General features: G+C 68.6%; 14 protein-coding genes. 5 read left to right on the forward strand and 9 right to left on the reverse strand.

Annotated features, from left to right (window positions below):
* Positions 1-40 precede the first annotated feature (40 nt).
* The 4 genes from purH to BST12_RS07760 form a co-directional block, all read right to left on the reverse strand.
* Positions 41-1606, reverse strand: a complete 1566-nt coding sequence (gene purH, locus BST12_RS07745; RefSeq protein WP_083112516.1) for a bifunctional phosphoribosylaminoimidazolecarboxamide formyltransferase/IMP cyclohydrolase — start codon at positions 1604-1606, stop codon at positions 41-43.
* Positions 1603-2232: a phosphoribosylglycinamide formyltransferase gene (purN, locus tag BST12_RS07750; protein ID WP_083112517.1), complete on the reverse strand. Its 630-nt coding sequence runs from the start codon at positions 2230-2232 to the stop codon at positions 1603-1605. The genes purH and purN overlap by 4 nt, the downstream gene beginning before the upstream one ends.
* Before the next feature lie 86 nt (positions 2233-2318).
* Positions 2319-3677 (reverse strand): cell division protein PerM, encoded by a 1359-nt coding sequence (locus tag BST12_RS07755; protein WP_083112518.1) that lies wholly within the window; start codon positions 3675-3677, stop codon positions 2319-2321.
* Positions 3678-3710: 33 nt separating this feature from the next.
* Entirely contained in the window at positions 3711-4583 is an 873-nt protein-coding gene (locus tag BST12_RS07760; RefSeq protein ID WP_083112519.1) for a DUF5336 domain-containing protein, read from the reverse strand.
* Between the two features lie 149 nt (positions 4584-4732).
* Here BST12_RS07760 and BST12_RS07770 point away from each other — a divergent pair, with 149 nt between their 5' ends.
* Positions 4733-5581, forward strand: coding sequence for an LLM class F420-dependent oxidoreductase (locus tag BST12_RS07770; RefSeq protein WP_083112521.1), 849 nt, complete (start codon positions 4733-4735; stop codon positions 5579-5581).
* On the opposite strand, the gene BST12_RS07775 is transcribed toward BST12_RS07770, so the two are convergent.
* The gene (locus BST12_RS07775; RefSeq protein ID WP_083112522.1) at positions 5578-7104 is read right to left on the reverse strand and encodes an acetyl-CoA acetyltransferase; all 1527 of its coding nucleotides are present in this window, start codon (positions 7102-7104) and stop codon (positions 5578-5580) included. The genes BST12_RS07770 and BST12_RS07775 overlap by 4 nt on opposite strands.
* A gap of 130 nt (positions 7105-7234) precedes the next feature.
* Between BST12_RS07775 and BST12_RS07780 the strand changes: the two genes are divergently transcribed.
* Together BST12_RS07780 and BST12_RS07785 are read left to right on the forward strand one after the other, a co-directional pair.
* Entirely contained in the window at positions 7235-8563 is a 1329-nt protein-coding gene (locus tag BST12_RS07780; RefSeq protein WP_083112551.1) for a PE family protein, read from the forward strand.
* A 107-nt stretch (positions 8564-8670) separates the two neighbouring features.
* The gene (locus tag BST12_RS07785) at positions 8671-10038 is read left to right on the forward strand and encodes a PE family protein (RefSeq protein WP_083112523.1); all 1368 of its coding nucleotides are present in this window, start codon (positions 8671-8673) and stop codon (positions 10036-10038) included.
* On the opposite strand, the gene sucD is transcribed toward BST12_RS07785, so the two are convergent.
* Both sucD and sucC read right to left on the reverse strand, forming a co-directional pair.
* The gene (sucD, locus tag BST12_RS07790) at positions 10035-10937 is read right to left on the reverse strand and encodes a succinate--CoA ligase subunit alpha (RefSeq protein ID WP_083112524.1); all 903 of its coding nucleotides are present in this window, start codon (positions 10935-10937) and stop codon (positions 10035-10037) included. The genes BST12_RS07785 and sucD overlap by 4 nt on opposite strands.
* A gap of 19 nt (positions 10938-10956) precedes the next feature.
* Entirely contained in the window at positions 10957-12120 is a 1164-nt protein-coding gene (gene sucC / locus BST12_RS07795; protein ID WP_083112525.1) for an ADP-forming succinate--CoA ligase subunit beta, read from the reverse strand.
* 273 nt (positions 12121-12393) lie between these two features.
* Here sucC and BST12_RS07800 point away from each other — a divergent pair, with 273 nt between their 5' ends.
* The gene (locus BST12_RS07800; protein ID WP_083112526.1) at positions 12394-13452 is read left to right on the forward strand and encodes a M23 family metallopeptidase; all 1059 of its coding nucleotides are present in this window, start codon (positions 12394-12396) and stop codon (positions 13450-13452) included.
* Positions 13453-13455: 3 nt separating this feature from the next.
* Positions 13456-14052 (forward strand): hypothetical protein, encoded by a 597-nt coding sequence (locus BST12_RS32810; protein WP_211281229.1) that lies wholly within the window; start codon positions 13456-13458, stop codon positions 14050-14052.
* Positions 14053-14134: 82 nt separating this feature from the next.
* Here the strand turns inward: BST12_RS32810 and pcrA are convergent, their stop codons facing one another.
* Positions 14135-16450 (reverse strand): DNA helicase PcrA, encoded by a 2316-nt coding sequence (gene pcrA, locus BST12_RS07810; RefSeq protein WP_083112528.1) that lies wholly within the window; start codon positions 16448-16450, stop codon positions 14135-14137.
* Between the two features lie 79 nt (positions 16451-16529).
* On the reverse strand, positions 16530-17824 hold a 1295-nt coding region (locus BST12_RS34190; protein WP_281254698.1), incomplete at its 5' end, for a PE family protein.

Here is a 17824-nt window from a genome sequence, read left to right on the forward strand (position 1 = left end):
GGACTTTCCCGCGTGTCGCGTCGGTAATTTCACTGTCGGCTTAGTGCGCGAAGTGACGAGCGCCCGTTAGGTAGAGGGTGATCCCGGCTTTGGTGGCCGCGGCCGTTACCTCGTCGTCGCGGACGGAGCCGCCGGGGTGCACGATCGCCTTGACCCCGCCGGCGGTGAGCGTCTCTAGGCCGTCGGGGAACGGGAAGAACGCATCGGAGGCAGCGACGGCACCCTTGACCCGATCGCCGCCGCGTTCGACGGCCAGCCGGGCGGCGTCGACCCGGTTGACCTGACCCATGCCCACACCGATGGTGGCACCGTCGGCGACGATCACGATGGCGTTCGACTTGACCGCGCGGCAGGCGCGCCACGCGAACACCAAGTCGGTCAGCGTGGCGGGATCGGCGGGCTCGCCGGTGGCCAGGGTCCAGTTCGCCGGGTTATCGCCGTGCGCGTCGAATTCATCGCGCTGCTGCATGAGCAGTCCGCCGCTGATCGGCTTGAGCTCGATGCCACCGGTCAGCGGCTCGGATGCGACGAGAACCCGGATGTTCTTCTTGCGGGTCAATAGGTCGACGGCGCCCGGCGCATAAGCGGGGGCCACGATCACTTCGGTGAATATGGTGCCCACGTACTCCGCCATCTCGACGCTGACCTCGGTATTGGCCGCGATCACGCCACCGTAGGCGCTCAGTGGATCGCAGTCGTGCGCCTTGCGATGGGCGTCGGCAACCGAGACGTCGGAGATGGCGATGCCACAAGGGTTGGCGTGCTTGATGATTGCCACGCACGTCTGTTCGTGATCGAAGGCGGCTCGCCACGCCGCATCAGCGTCCTGAAAGTTGTTGTAGGACATCTCTTTTCCATGCAGCTGCTCGGCCTGCGCCAGGCCGGGCCAAGCGACCGGATCGGTGTAGAGCGCCGCCTGCTGATGCGGGTTCTCGCCGTAGCGCAGCATCGCCGAGCGGCGCCAGTTGGCAGCGAACCACTGGGGAAAGGCCACCTCGGGATGCTCGGGCGCCAGCGTGGACTGCATCCAGCTCGCGACGGCGATGTCGTACTCCGCTGTGTGCTGAAACGCCAGGGCCGCCAGCCTTTTGCGCTCTGCGAGGGTAAATCCGCCGTCGCGCACCGCGGCCAGTACCCCGTCGTAGCCGCGCGGGTCGGTGACGACGGCGACGCTGGGGTGGTTCTTGGCTGCCGCGCGCACCATCGATGGGCCGCCGATGTCGATCTGCTCGACGCATTCGTCGATGCCCGCGCCGGATTCGACGGTCTGGCTGAAGGGATACAGGTTGACCACGACGAGTTCGAACGCGGCGATTTTCAGCTGTTCGAGGGCAGCGGCATGTTCTGGCTTGCGCAGATCGGCCAGCAGCCCGGCATGAACGTGTGGATGCAATGTCTTGACCCGGCCGTCGAGGACCTCGGGGAAACCGGTGACCTCCTCCACGGGTGTCACTGGAATCCCTTGATTGGCAATGGTCTTCGCCGTTGATCCGGTGGAGACGATGTCGACGCCGGCTGCGGCTAGACCCTCGGCAAGCTCGACCAGGCCGGTCTTGTCGTACACGCTGATCAGCGCGCGCCGGATCGGCTTCTTGTCGATGCTCATCCCAGGGTTGCCTTTCTTCCGACCAAGGTGAGGCCGCCAGAGGCCATCTGAGCGACCACGTCCACCAACATCCGGCGTTCGATGACCTTAATGCGTTCGTGCAATGTCGCCTCGTCGTCCCCGTCAAGTACTGGAACGGGCTGTTGCGCCAGTATCGGCCCGGTGTCGGTGCCGGCGTCTACCAGGTGCACGGTACAGCCGGTGACTTTGACACCGTAAGCCAGCGCGTCGGCCACACCGTGTGCTCCGGGGAACGCCGGCAGCAATGCCGGGTGGGTATTGACGACTCGGCCGTAGAAGCGTGAAAGGAACTGCGGTCCAAGGATTTTCATGAACCCCGCTGACACGATGAGATCGGGGTGGTGGTCCGCGGTGGCCGCGGTGACGGCGGCGTCCCAGGCGGCACGGTCCGGATGGTCTTTGAGCCGGGCGGTGAAAACCGGGATCTCGGCTTCGGCTGCGATTTCGACGGCCGGGCAGTCGCGATCCACCCCGACGGCGACGACGCGTGCCGGGTAGTCGCCGACGGCGGCGTTGAGCAATGACCTCAGCAGTGAACCGGTGCCGGATGCCAGTACCACTAGCCGCGCCGGTGCACTTGGGGGCACACGGAGCGGTTCCTGCACACGGGCAGCCTAGTCGGGCGGCTTGCGGCGCCTTCGGGCGCGCCGAAACTGCATCCAGCGCTACCCCGCTCGGCGTGTCGTCGCGCTCAGCGCAGACTCGATGCCTCGGGGTCGTCGCCGGGGGACTCACCGGGGTCGTCTGGGGACTCGTCGTGGGACTCGTCGTCGGGGTCGGGGTGGGGCGGCGGTTCCTCACAGGGCGCTTCGTCCTCCTCGTCGAAGCGTCCGATGAGGGGCTCCTCGTCTTCTTCCGGCGGCGGTGCCGCCGGCGCGGGCTTGGGCTTGGGCCGTCGCGGCCGCCGCCTGATACCGCCCGTCATCACCAGCGTGAGCCAACCGATGACGGCGAACCAGAAGAACACACCGACCAACATGGCGCCCTCGGCCACCCCGACGTCGCCGAAGTTGCCCAGCTTGCCGCTTCCGCCGTAGCCGAGCAGCGCCATCACCAGCGCTCCCAGAGCCGCCGCGACCAGCAACTTGACCGTGGCGGGCAGCAGCGGCAGCGGGCGGCGCGCACACTGCTGCCCGACGGCCACACCAGAGGACGCGCCGACGATCAGCAAGGCGACCCACACCGGCCCGAGCGGCGGCGTGGGGGCTGCGGCCAGGATCGGCAGCGCCGGGATGTCGCCGCCGAAAACGGTGAACGAGCTGAACGTGGCCAGCCCGATATGCGCACTGGAGCCGACCGCGACAGCCGACGCGCCGACGATGACGTTGGGCGCATACAGCAGCGACAGCACGGTGAGATTGAACTGGCCCCAGATCGAATCGGTGATCCCGTAAAGCTCTTGCATCGTCGCCCAGTGCACAACCAGCGATCCGGCCGTCACCAACCCGGATAGCCCGAGCAAGGCCAGCACTCCCGCCGCAGCCGCACGCACCGAATCACCGAGCCAAGCCGGCAGCGGCGACACGGCCAGCGTCCGTCGGCCCACCCGGGACCACACCCCGATCGCCGCACCGATGGCGTGGACCACCAGCACACTGGTGAACGCGCGCAGCGCACTCGGTGTCTGCAGTTCGGTGAGGACCGAGGACGCATCGTGGATGACCGCCAGCGCGATCGCCGCCAGCAGCAGCGGTCCGCCCAGGGCCGAGGCAACCACCCAACGAATCACCAGCCACGAGGAATACGGCGAAGTGGCCCGCGCCGTAGTCCGCGCGGTACCCCACACCATCAACATGACGGGCAGCAGCGGCAGCACGCCCAGCTCGCGGCCACCGATCGAGATCGGCACTTGATGCACGCCGAGCCAGATGCTTGCGATGGCGCCCAGTGCGCCGGTCATGTCGCTATTGGCGATCAGCAACTGCAGCAGCGTGACCGCGGCGATGACGACCAGCGCCACCACCGCGGGCGCGAAGGCGACCCTGACTAGGTCACGTGCCTGGCGAGCACCCGCTGACCGATCGTCCTCGCTTCTTGACACCCTTATCACTCGTGGCACACGGGCCGGCGCGAGGGCGCCCGGTTAAACCGGCGCCGGACCAGACGACGACTGCTGGCCCTGGCCGTACGACTGCTGCTGGCCCCCAGCGGGGTTGTTGGAGTAGTTGACCGGAGCCGAGCCGGCCTGAGAACCGGTTCCCGCGCTGACCGGAGGCGGCGGGCCGAAGCTCGGGAAGCCGGTGGGCGGTGTCGACGGGCTCTGGTGCACGGCCTGCGTCGGCGTCTGCGAAGGCGACTGGGCGCTGAATCCGCCGCTCGACGGGTTCGGGTTGGACGAGTAACCGCCGAACTGCTGCGGGTTGTGCGCGGACTGCTGCGGACCCGGCTGACCGTAGTAGCCGCCCGGCTGGCCGCCGCCGTACTGGCCGTACTGCCCGTATTGGCCGTACTGGCCGTAGGGCTCGAACTTGGGCCGCGGCGCCGGCGGAGTGATCACCCCGGCGTCCAGCAGTAGCGCGCCGACGGCCGCTACGGTCTGTAGAACGCTGAAGATCAGGACGATCCACAACGCCCAGCCGAACGAAAGGGCGCTGGGCTTGTTGACCGTCGCCGAAACGACCAGCAGCAGACCGAGCACCGAGAGCACCGCAACCACCGCCACGTAGCTCTTGGCCTTGGGCAGCACACCGACGCCGGCGAGCAGGGCGGCCAGCAGCGCCGCGCTTACCGCCAGCCCAGCGTCGCCCGACACGGTGCCGCCGCCGGAACCCAGATCGGAGCTGATGGTGAACAGCGGGCCGAAGCTGGCGAGATACGCGGCCAGCCCGAGGGCGGCCACCGCAATGCTGAGGTACAGCGGAAGCTTGCTCTGCGCGTCACCAGGAGTGGCGCCGCCATACGACCCGCCGGGCTGCTGCGCAGGCGGATATCCGGGGCTGCCGGTCGAGTAGGTCATGGCTCCTCCTGATTACTTCCGGTTGCATTCCGGTGCGCGACTCGATCAACCACGCTAGCGCACGTTCTGCTGGTCGCGCCGGGCCGACCTGCTCGTCGGCCGATCGGGCCGCTTGCTCATCGCAGGTAGAACACGTTCTAATTCGGTGCATGGATTACGGGCTTGTACTTTTCACCAGCGATCGCGGCATTGCCCCGGCCCCGGCCGCAAAGCTGGCCGACGACCACGGTTTTCAGACGTTCTACGTGCCTGAACACACCCACATCCCGATCAAGCGGGAGGCTGCCCATCCCACCACGGGTGACGCGTCGCTGCCTGACGACCGCTACATGCGCACGCTGGACCCGTGGGTGAGTCTGGGCGCCGCGGCCGCGGTGACGTCTCGGGTCCGGTTGTCCACCGCGGTGGCGCTGCCGGTCGAGCATGATCCGATCACGCTGGCCAAAAGCATTGCCACGCTGGATCATCTGTCCGGCGGCCGGGTCAGCCTCGGCGTCGGCTTCGGCTGGAATACCGACGAGCTCGCCGATCACGGCGTGCCGGCCGGGCGTCGCCGCACCATGCTGCGCGAGTACCTGGAAGCCATGCGCGCGTTGTGGACTGACGAGGAGGCGTCCTTCGACGGCGAGTTCGTCAAGTTCGGTCCCAGTTGGGCGTGGCCCAAGCCGGTGCAGTCACACATTCCGGTGCTGGTCGGCGCGGCCGGCACGGAAAAGAACTTCAAGTGGATCGCGCGCAGCGCCGACGGCTGGATCACCACGCCCCGCGACTTCGACATCGACGAGCCGGTGAAGTTGCTGCAGGACACCTGGGCGGCGGCCGGCCGCGACGGCGCTCCACAGATCGTTGCCCTGGACTTCAAGCCGGTGCCCGAGAAGCTGGCGCGGTGGGCCGAGCTCGGGGTTACCGAAGTGCTGTTCGGACTGCCGGATCGAACCGAGGCTGAGATCGCCGCGTATGTGGAGCGGCTGGCCGGCAAACTCGCCGCGATGGTCTAGCGGGGAAAGCAGCGGTTTCCGTAGTCGAAGGAGCGCACCCGCACGTCGGTGCCCAGCGGGTCGCCGTCGGTCAGCAATGCGATCAGGCCGTCGTCTTCGGTCGTCGCCAAGAACCGGCTGTCGTCGCTGTCCAGCCGGCCGATGATGATGCCGGTGGGCCTGCCGTTGTCGCGTCGGACGGTGTAGGTCTCGATAGTCCCGGGGCCCTCGGCGCGCTCGGTCACCGCGGCAATGGCGGCGCTGTCGAGCTGAGCCTGTAGTTGCGCGCTGCGGTCCGGCTGCCATTGCGCCGGACTCGTGGAGTACACCCCGACCGAATACTTGCTCATGATTCCGCCGTTAGCCCCTACCAAGCCGAATGAGCCTGGGGCGCTTCGCATTCGGGCCACGGTCTCGGCCACGCCGTGCATCGAGTAGTTGTTGCCGGCGCCACCGAAGAACGGCAGGCCACCGGTCAAGGTCAGGCCGCGCGGATCGTCGGGCGCGATGCCAAGGCCGTCACAGATGTTGAACACCGGCACCGGGAAGCAGCTGTAGAGATCGAACGTCGCGACGTCGTCGGCGCCGATGCCGGCCACCTCCAGCGCCTCGCGCGTCGCCATGACGGCCGACGGGGCGTGGCCCAGATCCGGGCGCTCCAACAGACTCTGCTCGGTCAGATCGGCGTGCCCGCGCAAGTAGACCCACTTCTCCTCGGGCACACCCCGCCGGCGCGCCGCCTCGACCGACATCAGCAGCGCGGCCGCACCTTGGTTCACCTGATCGCGGGCAACCAAGAGCCGCGGGTAGGGCTCGGAGATCATCCGGTTGCTCTCGGTCACGGTGATCAGTTCGTCGACGCTGCGTTCGACGGGCGCGGCGGCAAACGGATTGGCGGCGGCCACCTTGGTGAACGGCGCGAACAGTTCGCCCATCCGGCGCCGATACTCGGCCGGGCCCAAACCGGTTCTGGCCCGTCGCGCATTTTCCAGCAACGCGTACTGCGTGGGCACATCGATCAGACCGTGAACGACGGTGTAGCGCGAGATGAGTCCGTCGATGCCCTGCCCGCGGTCTTCCAGGTCACCGTCGACGGTTTCGGTGAAGTCGGGCTTCGCCTCGGCTCGCGCGAAATGCCGCAGGGTCGACGTCGCATCGGAGCCGAAGATCAGGGCGGCCTCGCAGCGGCCGCCGGCGATCTCGGCGGCCAGCTCGTTGATCAAGTGCTGCGGCCCCTGACCGCCGACGATCTCTAAGATCGCGCGAGTTGGGTTGGCGCCCAACCGGTTTGCCACCGAGCGCGGATAGTTGTTGGACCGCCCCAACGGCGCCGTCGCCACCGGACCCGAGATCTCGAATTGCCTCACTCCGGCCACCGTGTCGATGGCCGCGGCCACCGCGGCACCACCGCAATCGTCGACGGCGGCCTGGGCAGCGGCCGCGGCCAGCTCGACCGGTGACATGGCCCGGTACTCGCCGTCATCGATGCGCTCGGCGGCCTGACCGACACCGACGACGACCGGCGTCCGGGGATCCAGCTTCATCGCCCAACTATCTAACGTGCGTTGCCTCAGTTACGAACCAGGGCTGGCTCGTCGAGAAATCCTTGGCAAGCAGGGAATGTCCGGCGCCGAATCCTCTTACGATGAAAACCTCACGCGGAGGTGGTGGCTGATGTCGTTTGTGATTACCGCACCAGAGTTCGTGACCGCAGCAGCAGCTGATCTGGCCGATATCGGTTCGACCATCAGCGCGGCCAACACAGCCGCGGCCGCGTCGACCTCGCAGGTGATGGCCGCGGGTGCCGACGAGGTATCGGCGGCGGTGGCCGCCCTGTTCGGCATGCATGCGCAGAACTACCAGGCGCTCGGCGCTCAGGCAGCGGCCTTTCACGAGCGGTTCGTCGCACTCATGACCGGTGGGTCGGCTCAGTATGCGACGGCCGAGGCCGCGGCGGCCTCGCCGTTGCAGACCCTCGAGCAACAGATATTCGACGCGATCAACGCGCCCTTCATCCAAGCGCTGGGACGCCCGCTGATCGGTAACGGCGCCAACGGCGCCCCCGGGGCAGACGGCCAGGCCGGCGGGCTGCTGTTCGGCAGCGGCGGCAACGGCGGCGCGGGCACGGCCGCCCACCCCGCCGGCGGCAACGGCGGCGCCGCCGGCCTGTTCGGCAACGGCGGAGCCGGCGGGAACGGCAGGCTCAACAGCAATAAGTCACCCGGCGGCAACGGCGGAGCCGGCGGGCTATTGATCGGGAACGGCGGAGCCGGCGGCACCGGGGGGACCGGTGCGGGTGGCACCGGCGGCGCCGGCGGCGCTGCGGGGTGGCTGTTCGGCGCTGCCGGTGCCGGCGGCGCCGGCGGTACGTCAGTGCTGGGCGCCGCCGGCGGCACGGGCGGCGTCGGTGGCACCGGTGGGTTGTTCGGCACCGGCGGGGCCGGCGGCCAAGGCGGCGTGAGCTTCGACGCTCTCGGCGGGAAGGCCGGCAATGGCGGCGCGGGTGGCGCCGGTGGCGCAGGCGGCATGATCTTCGGCTCCGGCGGTGCCGGTGGTGCGGGCGCGGACGGTGTTGCGAACCCAGCTGGGGCCGCGCCGGGCGGTGCCGGCGGCATCGGCGGCCACGGCGGATTCCTCAACGGATCGGGCGGCGCCGGCGGTGCCGGCGGATTTGGCGGAGGTGCTGGTGGTGCCGGCGGGGCCGGCGGTACGTTGTCCGGCTCTGGCGGAGCCGGCGGCCTCGGCGGGTTAGGCGGGACTACCGGCGGTGCCGGCGGTGCCGGCGGTGACGCAGGCTTGCTGTTCGGCGACGGCGGCACTGGCGGCTCGGGCGGAGTTTCTACTACTGCCGGCGGGAGCGGCGGCAAGGGTGGACGCGCCGGGTTCCTGATCGGTTTCGGCGGGAACGGCGGTAACGGCGCGCCTGGAACACCATCGGGCACCGGTGGCCAAGGCGGCGACGGCGGACAACTGTTTGGCGTGCCGGGCAAACCCGGCGCGTAGCACCGGTAGCACGCGCTAAAGCTTGGGATCGGTAGGCGCCCGGACGGCAATACGGTCTTGTTGTTCGGCGATCCGCAGGTGGTCGCCGCAGCACTCGGAGGTCGGAAATGTCCTATGTGGTCGCGGTGCCGGATTTCGTTACGGCGGCGGCGTCGGATTTGGCGAACGTCGCCTCGACGATCACTGCTGCTAATGCCGCCGCGGCGTACCCCACGTCGGCGTTGCTCGCTGCGGGCGGTGACGAGGTATCGGCGGCCGTCGCCGCGCTCTTCCGCGCGCACGCGCAGACCTATCAGTCGCTCAGCGCCGAGGCCGCGGAATTTCACCAGCAGTTTGTCCAGCTGCTGAACGCGACCGCGGGCTCCTACGCCAGTGCCGAGGCCACCAATGCCAACCCACTACAAGAGCTGCTCAACGCGATCAACGGGCCCGTCGAGTCGATACTGGGACGCCCGCTGATCGGTAACGGCCGCGACGGCGTCGACGGAACCGGCTCCAACGGCCAGAACGGCGGATTGCTGTGGGGCAACGGCGGCGCCGGCGGGTCCGGTGGACCCGGCCAGAACGGCGGCAGTGGCGGCAACGGCGGCTTCCTGTTCGGCAATGGCGGCCGCGGCGGCGCCGGCGGCGCCGCTTTCAACGGCTTCGTCGGCTTCGGCGGCGACGGCGGCAGTGCCGCAGGCCTTTTCGGCAACGGCGGCGCCGGCGGAGTCGGCGGGAACGCCGGACCGGGCGGCGTCGCCGGGGACGGCGGCTGGGGCGGCAGCGGCGGCATCATTCTCGGCAACGGCGGTACCGGCGGGGCCGGCGGGATCGGCGGCGTCGCCGGCTGGGGCGGCCAGGGCGGCGACGGACTCGGTCTGCTCTTCGGCCTGGGCGGCACCGGCGGCGCCGGCGGCGCGACCAACAACACCGTCGGCATCGCAGGCGTCGGCGGTACCGGCGGCAGCGGCAACGTTTTGTTCAACCTGATCAGCACGGGCGCCGACGGCGGTGCCGGCGGCGCCGCCCCGGGCATCAACAACATCGGCGGACAGGGCGGCACCGGCGGTAGCGGCGCCGGCCAGCTGTTCGGTTTCGGCGGCAACGGCGGGGCCGGCGGGGCGTCGCTGACCGCCGGGCATGGTGGGCCCGGCGGTTACGGCGGCGACGGCGGCGCCTTCTTCGGCATCGGCGGCGCCGGAGGTGCCGGCGGGGCAGCCCAGACCGGAGGCCATGGCGGGGTCGGCGGGTTGGGTGGCCTCGGCGGCATCCTGTTCGGGCTCGGCGGCGCCGGCGGCAATGGCTTCGGTGCGTCCGACCTGGCGTTCGGTGGTAACGGTGGCCAGGGCGGCTACGGCGGCATCCTCTTCGGCATCGGTGGCGCCGGCGGCAACGGCGGCATCGGACTCACCCCGGGCATCGGCGCGCCCGGTGGATTCGGTGGCTACTTAGTGTTCGGTCCGAACGGCCGCAGCGGCGTCACACCCGGCTAGAGAGTCTTCAGGATCTCCCGGGCCAGCGCCGCCGTCTCCGACGGCGTCTTGCCGACCTTGACGCCCGCGGCCTCCAGCGCATCCTTCTTGGCGGCCGCCGTCCCCGATGAGCCGGAGACGATGGCACCCGCGTGGCCCATCGTCTTGCCTTCGGGCGCAGTGAATCCCGCGACATAGCCGACGACCGGCTTGGAGACGTTGGCCTTGATGAACTCCGCCGCGCGCTCCTCGGCGTCGCCGCCGATCTCACCGATCATCACGATGAGCTTGGTGTCGGGGTCCTTCTCGAAGGCCTCGATGGCGTCGATGTGGGTGGTGCCGATCACCGGGTCGCCGCCGATACCGATCGACGTGGTGAACCCGAAATCGCGTAGCTCGTACATCATTTGGTAGGTCAGCGTGCCGGACTTGGACACCAGCCCCACCGGACCGGGACCGCTGATGTTGGCCGGCGTGATACCGACCAGCGCCTGGCCGGGGCTGATGATGCCCGGGCAGTTGGGGCCGATGATGCGAGTCTTGCCGCCCTTGTTCAGGTTGTAGGCCCACGCATATGCGCTGTCCTGCACCGGGATTCCCTCGGTGATGACGACCAGCAGCGGAATCTCGGCGTCGACGGCCTCGATGATCGCGTCCTTGGCGAACTTGGGCGGCACGAACGCGATCGACACGTCGGCACCGGTCTTCTCCATTGCCTCGGCGACGCCGCCGAAGACCGGCAGCTTGACGATCCGCCCGCCCTTGTCCTCGTGAGTGACCGTGGTCCCGGCCTTGCGTGCGTTGACGCCGCCGACGATCTGGGTGCCCGCCTTGAGCATCCGCGCGGTGTGGACGGTGGCCTCGCTGCCGGTGATGCCCTGAACGATGACCTTGTTGTCTTTGGTCAAGAAGATAGCCATGTGGTCAGGTCTCCTTATCTCAGGCGCTCGCCAGCTCGGCGGCCTTGTCGGCGGCCTCGTCCATCGTCGGTACCAGCGTCACCAGTGGGTGATTGGCTTCGGCCAGGATGCGCCGGCCTTCGTCGACGTTATTGCCGTCGAGACGCACCACCAGTGGCTTGTTCGCCTCGTCGCCAAGGATTTCCAGCGCCTTGACGATGCCGGTGGCGACCGCGTCGCACGCGGTGATGCCACCGAAGACGTTCACGAACACGCTCTTGACCTGCGGGTCGCTCAAGATCACGTCCAGGCCGGCGGCCATCACCTCGGCCGAGGCGCCGCCGCCGATGTCCAGGAAGTTGGCGGGTTTGACGCCGCCGTGCCTCTCACCGGCGTAAGCCACGACGTCCAGCGTCGACATCACCAGGCCCGCGCCGTTGCCGATGATGCCGACCGCGCCGTCGAGCTTGACGTAGTTGAGGTCGTGCTCCTTGGCCTTGAGCTCGAGCGGGTCGGTGGCCGCGCGGTCCTCGAACTCGGCGTGACCGGGCTGCCGGAAGTCGGCGTTGGCATCCAGGGTGACCTTGCCGTCCAGCGCCAGGATCCGGTCGTCCGGCGTCCTGACCAGCGGGTTGACCTCGACCAAGGTCGCGTCCTCGCCGACGAACACCCCCCACAACTTCTCGATGGTGACCGCGGCCGCGTCGAGCACCTCGGCCGGCAGGTGGCCCTGCTCGGCGATGGACCGCGCGAAGGCCAGGTCAACACCCGTGACGGCATTCACCGGAACTTTGGCCAGCCGGTCCGGCTTGGTGGCGGCCACCTCTTCGATCTCCATGCCGCCCTCCACCGAGCACATCGCCAGGTAGGTGCGGTTGGCCCGGTCGAGCAGGAAGGACAGGTAGTACTCCTCGGCGATATCGCTGGCCTCAGCGACCAGCAACTTCTTCACGATGTGGCCCTTGATGTCCAGGCCCAGGATGTTCTTGGCGTGCTCGTAGGCCTCTTCGGGGGTTGCCGCGTATTTCACGCCGCCGGCCTTGCCCCGGCCACCCGTCTTGACCTGGGCTTTGACCATCACCGGCGCACCGATCTCGGTGGCGATGGCCTTTGCGCCCTCCGCAGTGTCCGTCACTCGGCCCTGAGTGCCCGGCACACCGTGCTTGGCGAACAATTCCTTGGCTTGGTACTCGAAAAGGTCCATGGGCTCACTGTCTTCGTCGACTTGTTGCTAGGCCAATAGGTAAGCGCTGCCGGATTGGGCAACTCGCACGGAGGAACTGTATCGAGGCGGCAAAACGACTCGACGTTCGCATCCACCGGTGTGGCGCAGCTCACCGAACGTTCATTCGCTTGAAACGTGATCCAAGTCACATTATTGGCGAGATTCCATACCAAGGTTGCCAGTTCGAGCCGTCAACCGATACCGTGCTCAAGGTCCAGATAACGTTATGGTCACGATCCGAGGACATTCAGGTTGTCCCAGCACCGATTCGCTCGCTCCGCCGTTGGTTCGGCTCGCGCACCCCGCGATCGTTGGTTGCACCATGACCGCAATGAAGTCACCGAGATCATTGCACTGGATTTCGAGGAATTCGACGATCTGGAACTCGCCGATCTCGATGAACTGGATTTCGGTGACGAGTACACCTTCGATAACGAAGCCGAGCTGCTCGGCGCTCCAGAACTCGACGACCTCAGCGAGGCCGACGATCCGACTCCCGTTGACCTGACCGCCCCCACCGAGGAGCTGGTTCTGGTTGTTCACGGCGCCCGTCCGGCTGGTTCGGATTCGGAGATCACCAACGTCATTCCGCTTCCCCGCCGCGCTGGACAGCACCGCAAGCAGCCGACCAGCGCAGCCAAAGGCCGCCTGCTGATCTCGGCCATGGCCGCCGGCGCGGCCGCCGCGGCAGCGCACAGCGTCACCCACCACCAGGACGCCCCCAGGACCGAGACCGTGCTGACCGCGAACGCGTCGGCAATGAACGGCGGTTCGGGCGCCAACGCGCCGCGCGGTGTTCAGGTGATCGCCTCCCAGCCGGCGGCAGATGCCGCGGTGCACAACGAGGAACTGGCACGCGGCGTGGCCTTCGCCCAGGAGCGCGCCCAGCGTGAGGCGCGACTGCAGCAGCCGCTCTACGTCATGCCCACCAAGGGCATCTTCACCTCGAACTTCGGATACCGCTGGGGTGTGCTGCACGCGGGTATCGACCTGGCCAACTCGATCGGAACGCCGATCGTCGCGGTGTCCGACGGTGTCGTGGTCGACGCCGGTCCCACCGCCGGTTACGGAATGTGGGTCAAGCTGCTGCACGCCGACGGAACGGTCACGCTCTACGGCCACGTCAACACCACGCTGGTCAGCGTCGGGCAGCGCGTGATGGCCGGCGACCAGATCGCCACCATGGGCAACCGCGGCAATTCCACCGGCCCCCACCTGCACTTCGAGGTGCTGCTGGGCGGCAGCGAGCGCATCGATCCCGTGCCGTGGCTGGCCAAGCGGGGACTCTTCGTCGGGAATTACGCCGGCTGACCGGTGACGGCGCCGAACGACCCCCCTGCGCGCGAGAATCCGCCCGAGCCTGAAGCCGGGAAGCCGCTGCCCCCGGAAACCCGGACGCGGATCATTCGTCGGGCGCCGACGGGACCGCTGCCGGCGGTGTCGACGTCTGAGACCACCCAACTGCCAGGCGGGCGTGGGCTACCAGCTCAAGACGCGACCATCCGCGCCAACCGCCTGCCAGGCATGTCGCTGCTGGAGCCGAGTTCCCGCACTGCCGTCGCCGCGTGTGCGGTCAGCATCGTCAGCGGCTGGGCCACCTCGGTGGTGGCCACCGATCTGATCGCCGGCTGGTGGCGTACCGACCGGCTGTTCTGCGTGGCCGTCGGGTTTCTCGCCCTGGTCTTCGCGATCGCGACGGTCTCCGGGGTCATCACGCTGCTGCTGCGGCGTCCCGTCGGGCGCTACCTGATCGCGGCGGGTGCAGTGGTGGCGGTGCTGACCTATGGCGGCGTGTTCATCGCGGGCGCCCGCGTCGGGTGGATCGTGCACACGCTACCGGTGCTGCCGATCGCCAGCGTGCTGCTGGCGCTACACCCGCAGACCAAGCGCTGGGTGTTGTGGGCCGATTAGCGCCCCACGCGTGTCGCCGAACGTGTTCTCACTGCGAACAATTCGCGATTTTTTCGCGACCACTGCACGTTCGGCGAGGCGGCTAGAGCTTGCTGACCGGGGCGTGGTTGTGCATCAGCTTGACCCGGCCCGAGCTGCCGAAGTCGATCAGCGACATCGCTGATTCGCCCATGCCGGAGACCTCCTCGACGCGGCCCAAGCCGTACTTGTCGTGCGTGACGCGGTCGCCGGGCTGCAAGACGAGCAGCGGACGCTTGCCTGCTCCAGAGCGGGTCGGCGACGGGCGGGGCGTGCTCCCGAACCGGCCGGCCCCGCTCACCGGCGCGCTGAACGACGGCTTGGGCGCCAGGCGCCGCCAGTCGATGAGCTGCTGCGGAATCTCGCGCAGGAACCGGGATTCCGGATTCAGCATCGGCTGGCCCCAAGACGAACGGACGATCGCCCTACTCACGTACAGCCGTTGCCGGGCGCGGGTGATGCCGACGTAGGCCAGCCGCCGCTCCTCGGACAGCTCGGTGGGATCGTCCAGCGCCCGCATGTGCGGGAACATGCCGTCCTCCCAACCGGTTACGAACACCACCGGGAACTCCAGACCCTTCGCGGTGTGCAATGTCATCAATGTGACCACACCGGCGGCGTGCTCGGGTATTTCGTCGGTATCGGCGACCAGCGACACCCGCTCCAGAAACGCCGCCAGCACACCGGTGTCCGGCACGTCCTCGTTCTCGGGTGCCATCGCCTCAGCTTCTTTTATTTGCAAGGCCAGGTCGATGCTGAATTCGTGTGCGACGCTGACGAGTTCGTTGAGGTTGTCCAGCCGCGCCAGCTCCTGCGGGTCGGTGGAGGACTCCAGCTCGCGGCGGTATCCGCTGCGTTCCAGCACCGCTTCGACGAGCTCGCCGAGGTCGTCGTCGAGGTGGCCCCTTAATTCATCGAGCAACTCGACGAAACTCGAAATCGCTTTCTCGGCACGGGAATTCAGCATCGGGACCTTGCCCTGAGCTGCGGCCAGCAGCGCGTCGGAGAAGCTGGCGCCGGTGTTCTCGGCGTACACCGCCACACACGCCTCGGCCCGGTCGCCGATGCCTCGCCGCGGCGTGTTCAGGATGCGCCGCATGCTGACCGCGTCGCCGGGGTTGTCCAGCACGCGCAGGTAAGCAACGATGTCGCGGATCTCCTTGCGCTCGTAAAAGCGCACTCCCCCAACGACTTTGTAGGGAATGCCGGCGCGGATGAACACCTCTTCCAGCGACCGCGACGAGTTGTTGGTGCGATAGAAGACGGCGACGTCGTTGTAGGTGATGTCGCCGCGCTCGGCCAGCGCGTCGATCTCTTCGGCGACGAACCGCGCCTCGTCGTGCTCGTTGTCGGCGACGTAGCCGACGATCAGCTCGCCTTCGCCGGCGTCGGTCCACAGCCGCTTCTCCCGGCGCCCGGAGTTGCGGGCGATCACCGAGTTGGCCGCCGACAGGATGTTCTGCGTCGAGCGGTAATTCTGTTCCAGCAGAATGGTTGTGGCGTCGGGGTAGTCGCGTTCGAAGTCCTCGATATTGCGGATCGTGGCGCCGCGGAACGCGTAGATCGACTGATCGGCGTCGCCGACGACGCAGAGTTCGCCGGGCGGGACTTCATCGGAAATCGCGTCCGAGCCGCGGCCCACCAATTCCCGCACCAACACGTACTGCGCGTGGTTGGTGTCCTGGTATTCGTCGACGAGCACATGCCGGAAGCGCCGCCGGTAGTACTGAGCGATCTGCGGGAAGGTCTGCAGCACCGCCACCGTCTCGCCGATCAGGTCGTCGAAGTCCAGCGCGTTGGCCGCGCGCAGCCGCCGCTGGTATTCGCCGTAGACGGAGGCGACGGTGCGCGCCAGATCGTCGGACTCGTCGGTCAGGTCGGAGACGGCCTGGTGCGGGTCGATCAACTCGTTCTTCAGGTTGGAAATCGCATTGGCCAACAGCCGCGGCGAATACCGCTTGATGTCCAGGCCCATGTCCCGGCCGATCATCTGCAGCAGCCGCCGCGAATCGTCGGCGTCATAGATGGAGAAGTTGGAGTTGAGGCCTTCGATCAGCGATGCCTGATTGCGCAGGATGCGCACACAGGTGGAGTGGAAGGTGGACACCCACATGTACCGGGCCCGGTCGCCGACCAGCTTCACCACGCGTTCACGCATTTCGGCGGCGGCCTTGTTGGTGAAGGTGATGGCCAGAATCTGCCCGACGCCCACGCCGCGGTCCGCGATCAAATACGCGATGCGCCGGGTCAGCACCGCCGTCTTGCCCGAGCCCGCGCCCGCGACGATCAGCAGCGGCGAACCCTCATGCACCACCGCCTGGCGCTGCTGGGGGTTGAGACCTTCGAGGAGTTGGTCGGAGTCGGTCGCTTGCACACTCATGTCTGTCCAAACTTACCGCCGACCACCGACAAGCTGGCGGGACCGTCCTGAGCGCGCCGCCGAAGTTTTGCAGTGTTGACTAACCCGGGTGGCCTTGCGTGCCCGTATTGCCGGCCTTGCCGGACGCTCCATTGCTCCCGCTCTGGGTAGTGCCCATACCACCGTGGCCGGCCGTACCAGCGCCACCTGCGACGCCACCAGCGCCGCCCAGCCCGGCGAAGCCATCGGCACCTGACAGGCCCTTGGTCGCCCCCGCCCCGCCGGCCCCTCCGGCGGCACCGGCGCCGCCGTTACCGCCGTTACCACCGTTGCCGCCATCACCGGCACTCCCGCCGGCACCGCCAGTACCGCTGCCACCGCCACCGCCAAGGGCCAGGCCGCCCTCACCACCATTTCCGCCCGAGCCTCCCCCGCCGCCCGCGCCCCCGGCGCCACCGACTCCGGCGGCTCCACCAGCGCCGCCGGCGCCCATCACGCTGCCCGCACCACCCGCGCCGCCCGCGCCCGCAGCACCGCCGTTCCCGCCGGCACCGCCGGCAGCGCCATCACCGCCGGCGCCACCGGAGCCGCCCGTTACATTGCTGCCGTTAAACGAGTTGGACAGAGCACCAGCCGCGCCTGAACCACCGCCGCCGCCCGCAGCACCGCTGCCGCCGACACCACCGTTGCCGCCGACGCCGCCGGCGCCGCCGACGCCACCAAGCACACCGGCAGCGCCCCCGACACCTCCGTTACCGCCAGCACCCCCGTTCCCGCCGGCCACGCCCCCGGCGCCGTTGCCGCCGCCGCCGCCGTTGCCGCCAATCCCTGCTCCGGCGCCCGGCTGGGCGACAAATCCTCCGCCTGCGGAACCACCGTTGCCGCCCGAACCGCCCGCGGCTAGCGCGTTACCTCCGGAACCACCGTCCCCGCCCTGCGCCGAACCGGTTCCAAGCGCTTGACCAGCGCCCCCGCCACCACCGTTCCCACCGGAAGCACCCGATCCGCCGTTACCCCCATTACCACCGGTCGCAAAATCCGTCGACGAGGATGACGCCGCATGGCCGCCGGCGCCACCGGTCCCGCCGTTGAGACTCGTGCCACCGTTGTCACCGTTAGCGCCATTACCGCCCTGGACCGCGCCACCTCCGCTGACCGGGACGCCGGCTTGGCCGCTCGCGGCAGTGCCGGAGGGTGCCGGATTGGTACCGTTGATCCCCGCGGCCCCGTCCCCACCGCGTCCGCCAACACCGCCATCGCCCGACGTCCCGCCGTGACCACCCGCGCCGCCGTCGCCGCCGGCTCCGTCATTAATGCCCACCACGCCGTGGCCGCCAGCCCCGCCGGCGCCACCGTTACCCATACCTATTGCATTTCCCCCGGCACCGCCGTGCC

This window comes from Mycobacterium angelicum (assembly GCF_002086155.1).
Lineage (GTDB): Bacteria > Actinomycetota > Actinomycetes > Mycobacteriales > Mycobacteriaceae > Mycobacterium > Mycobacterium angelicum.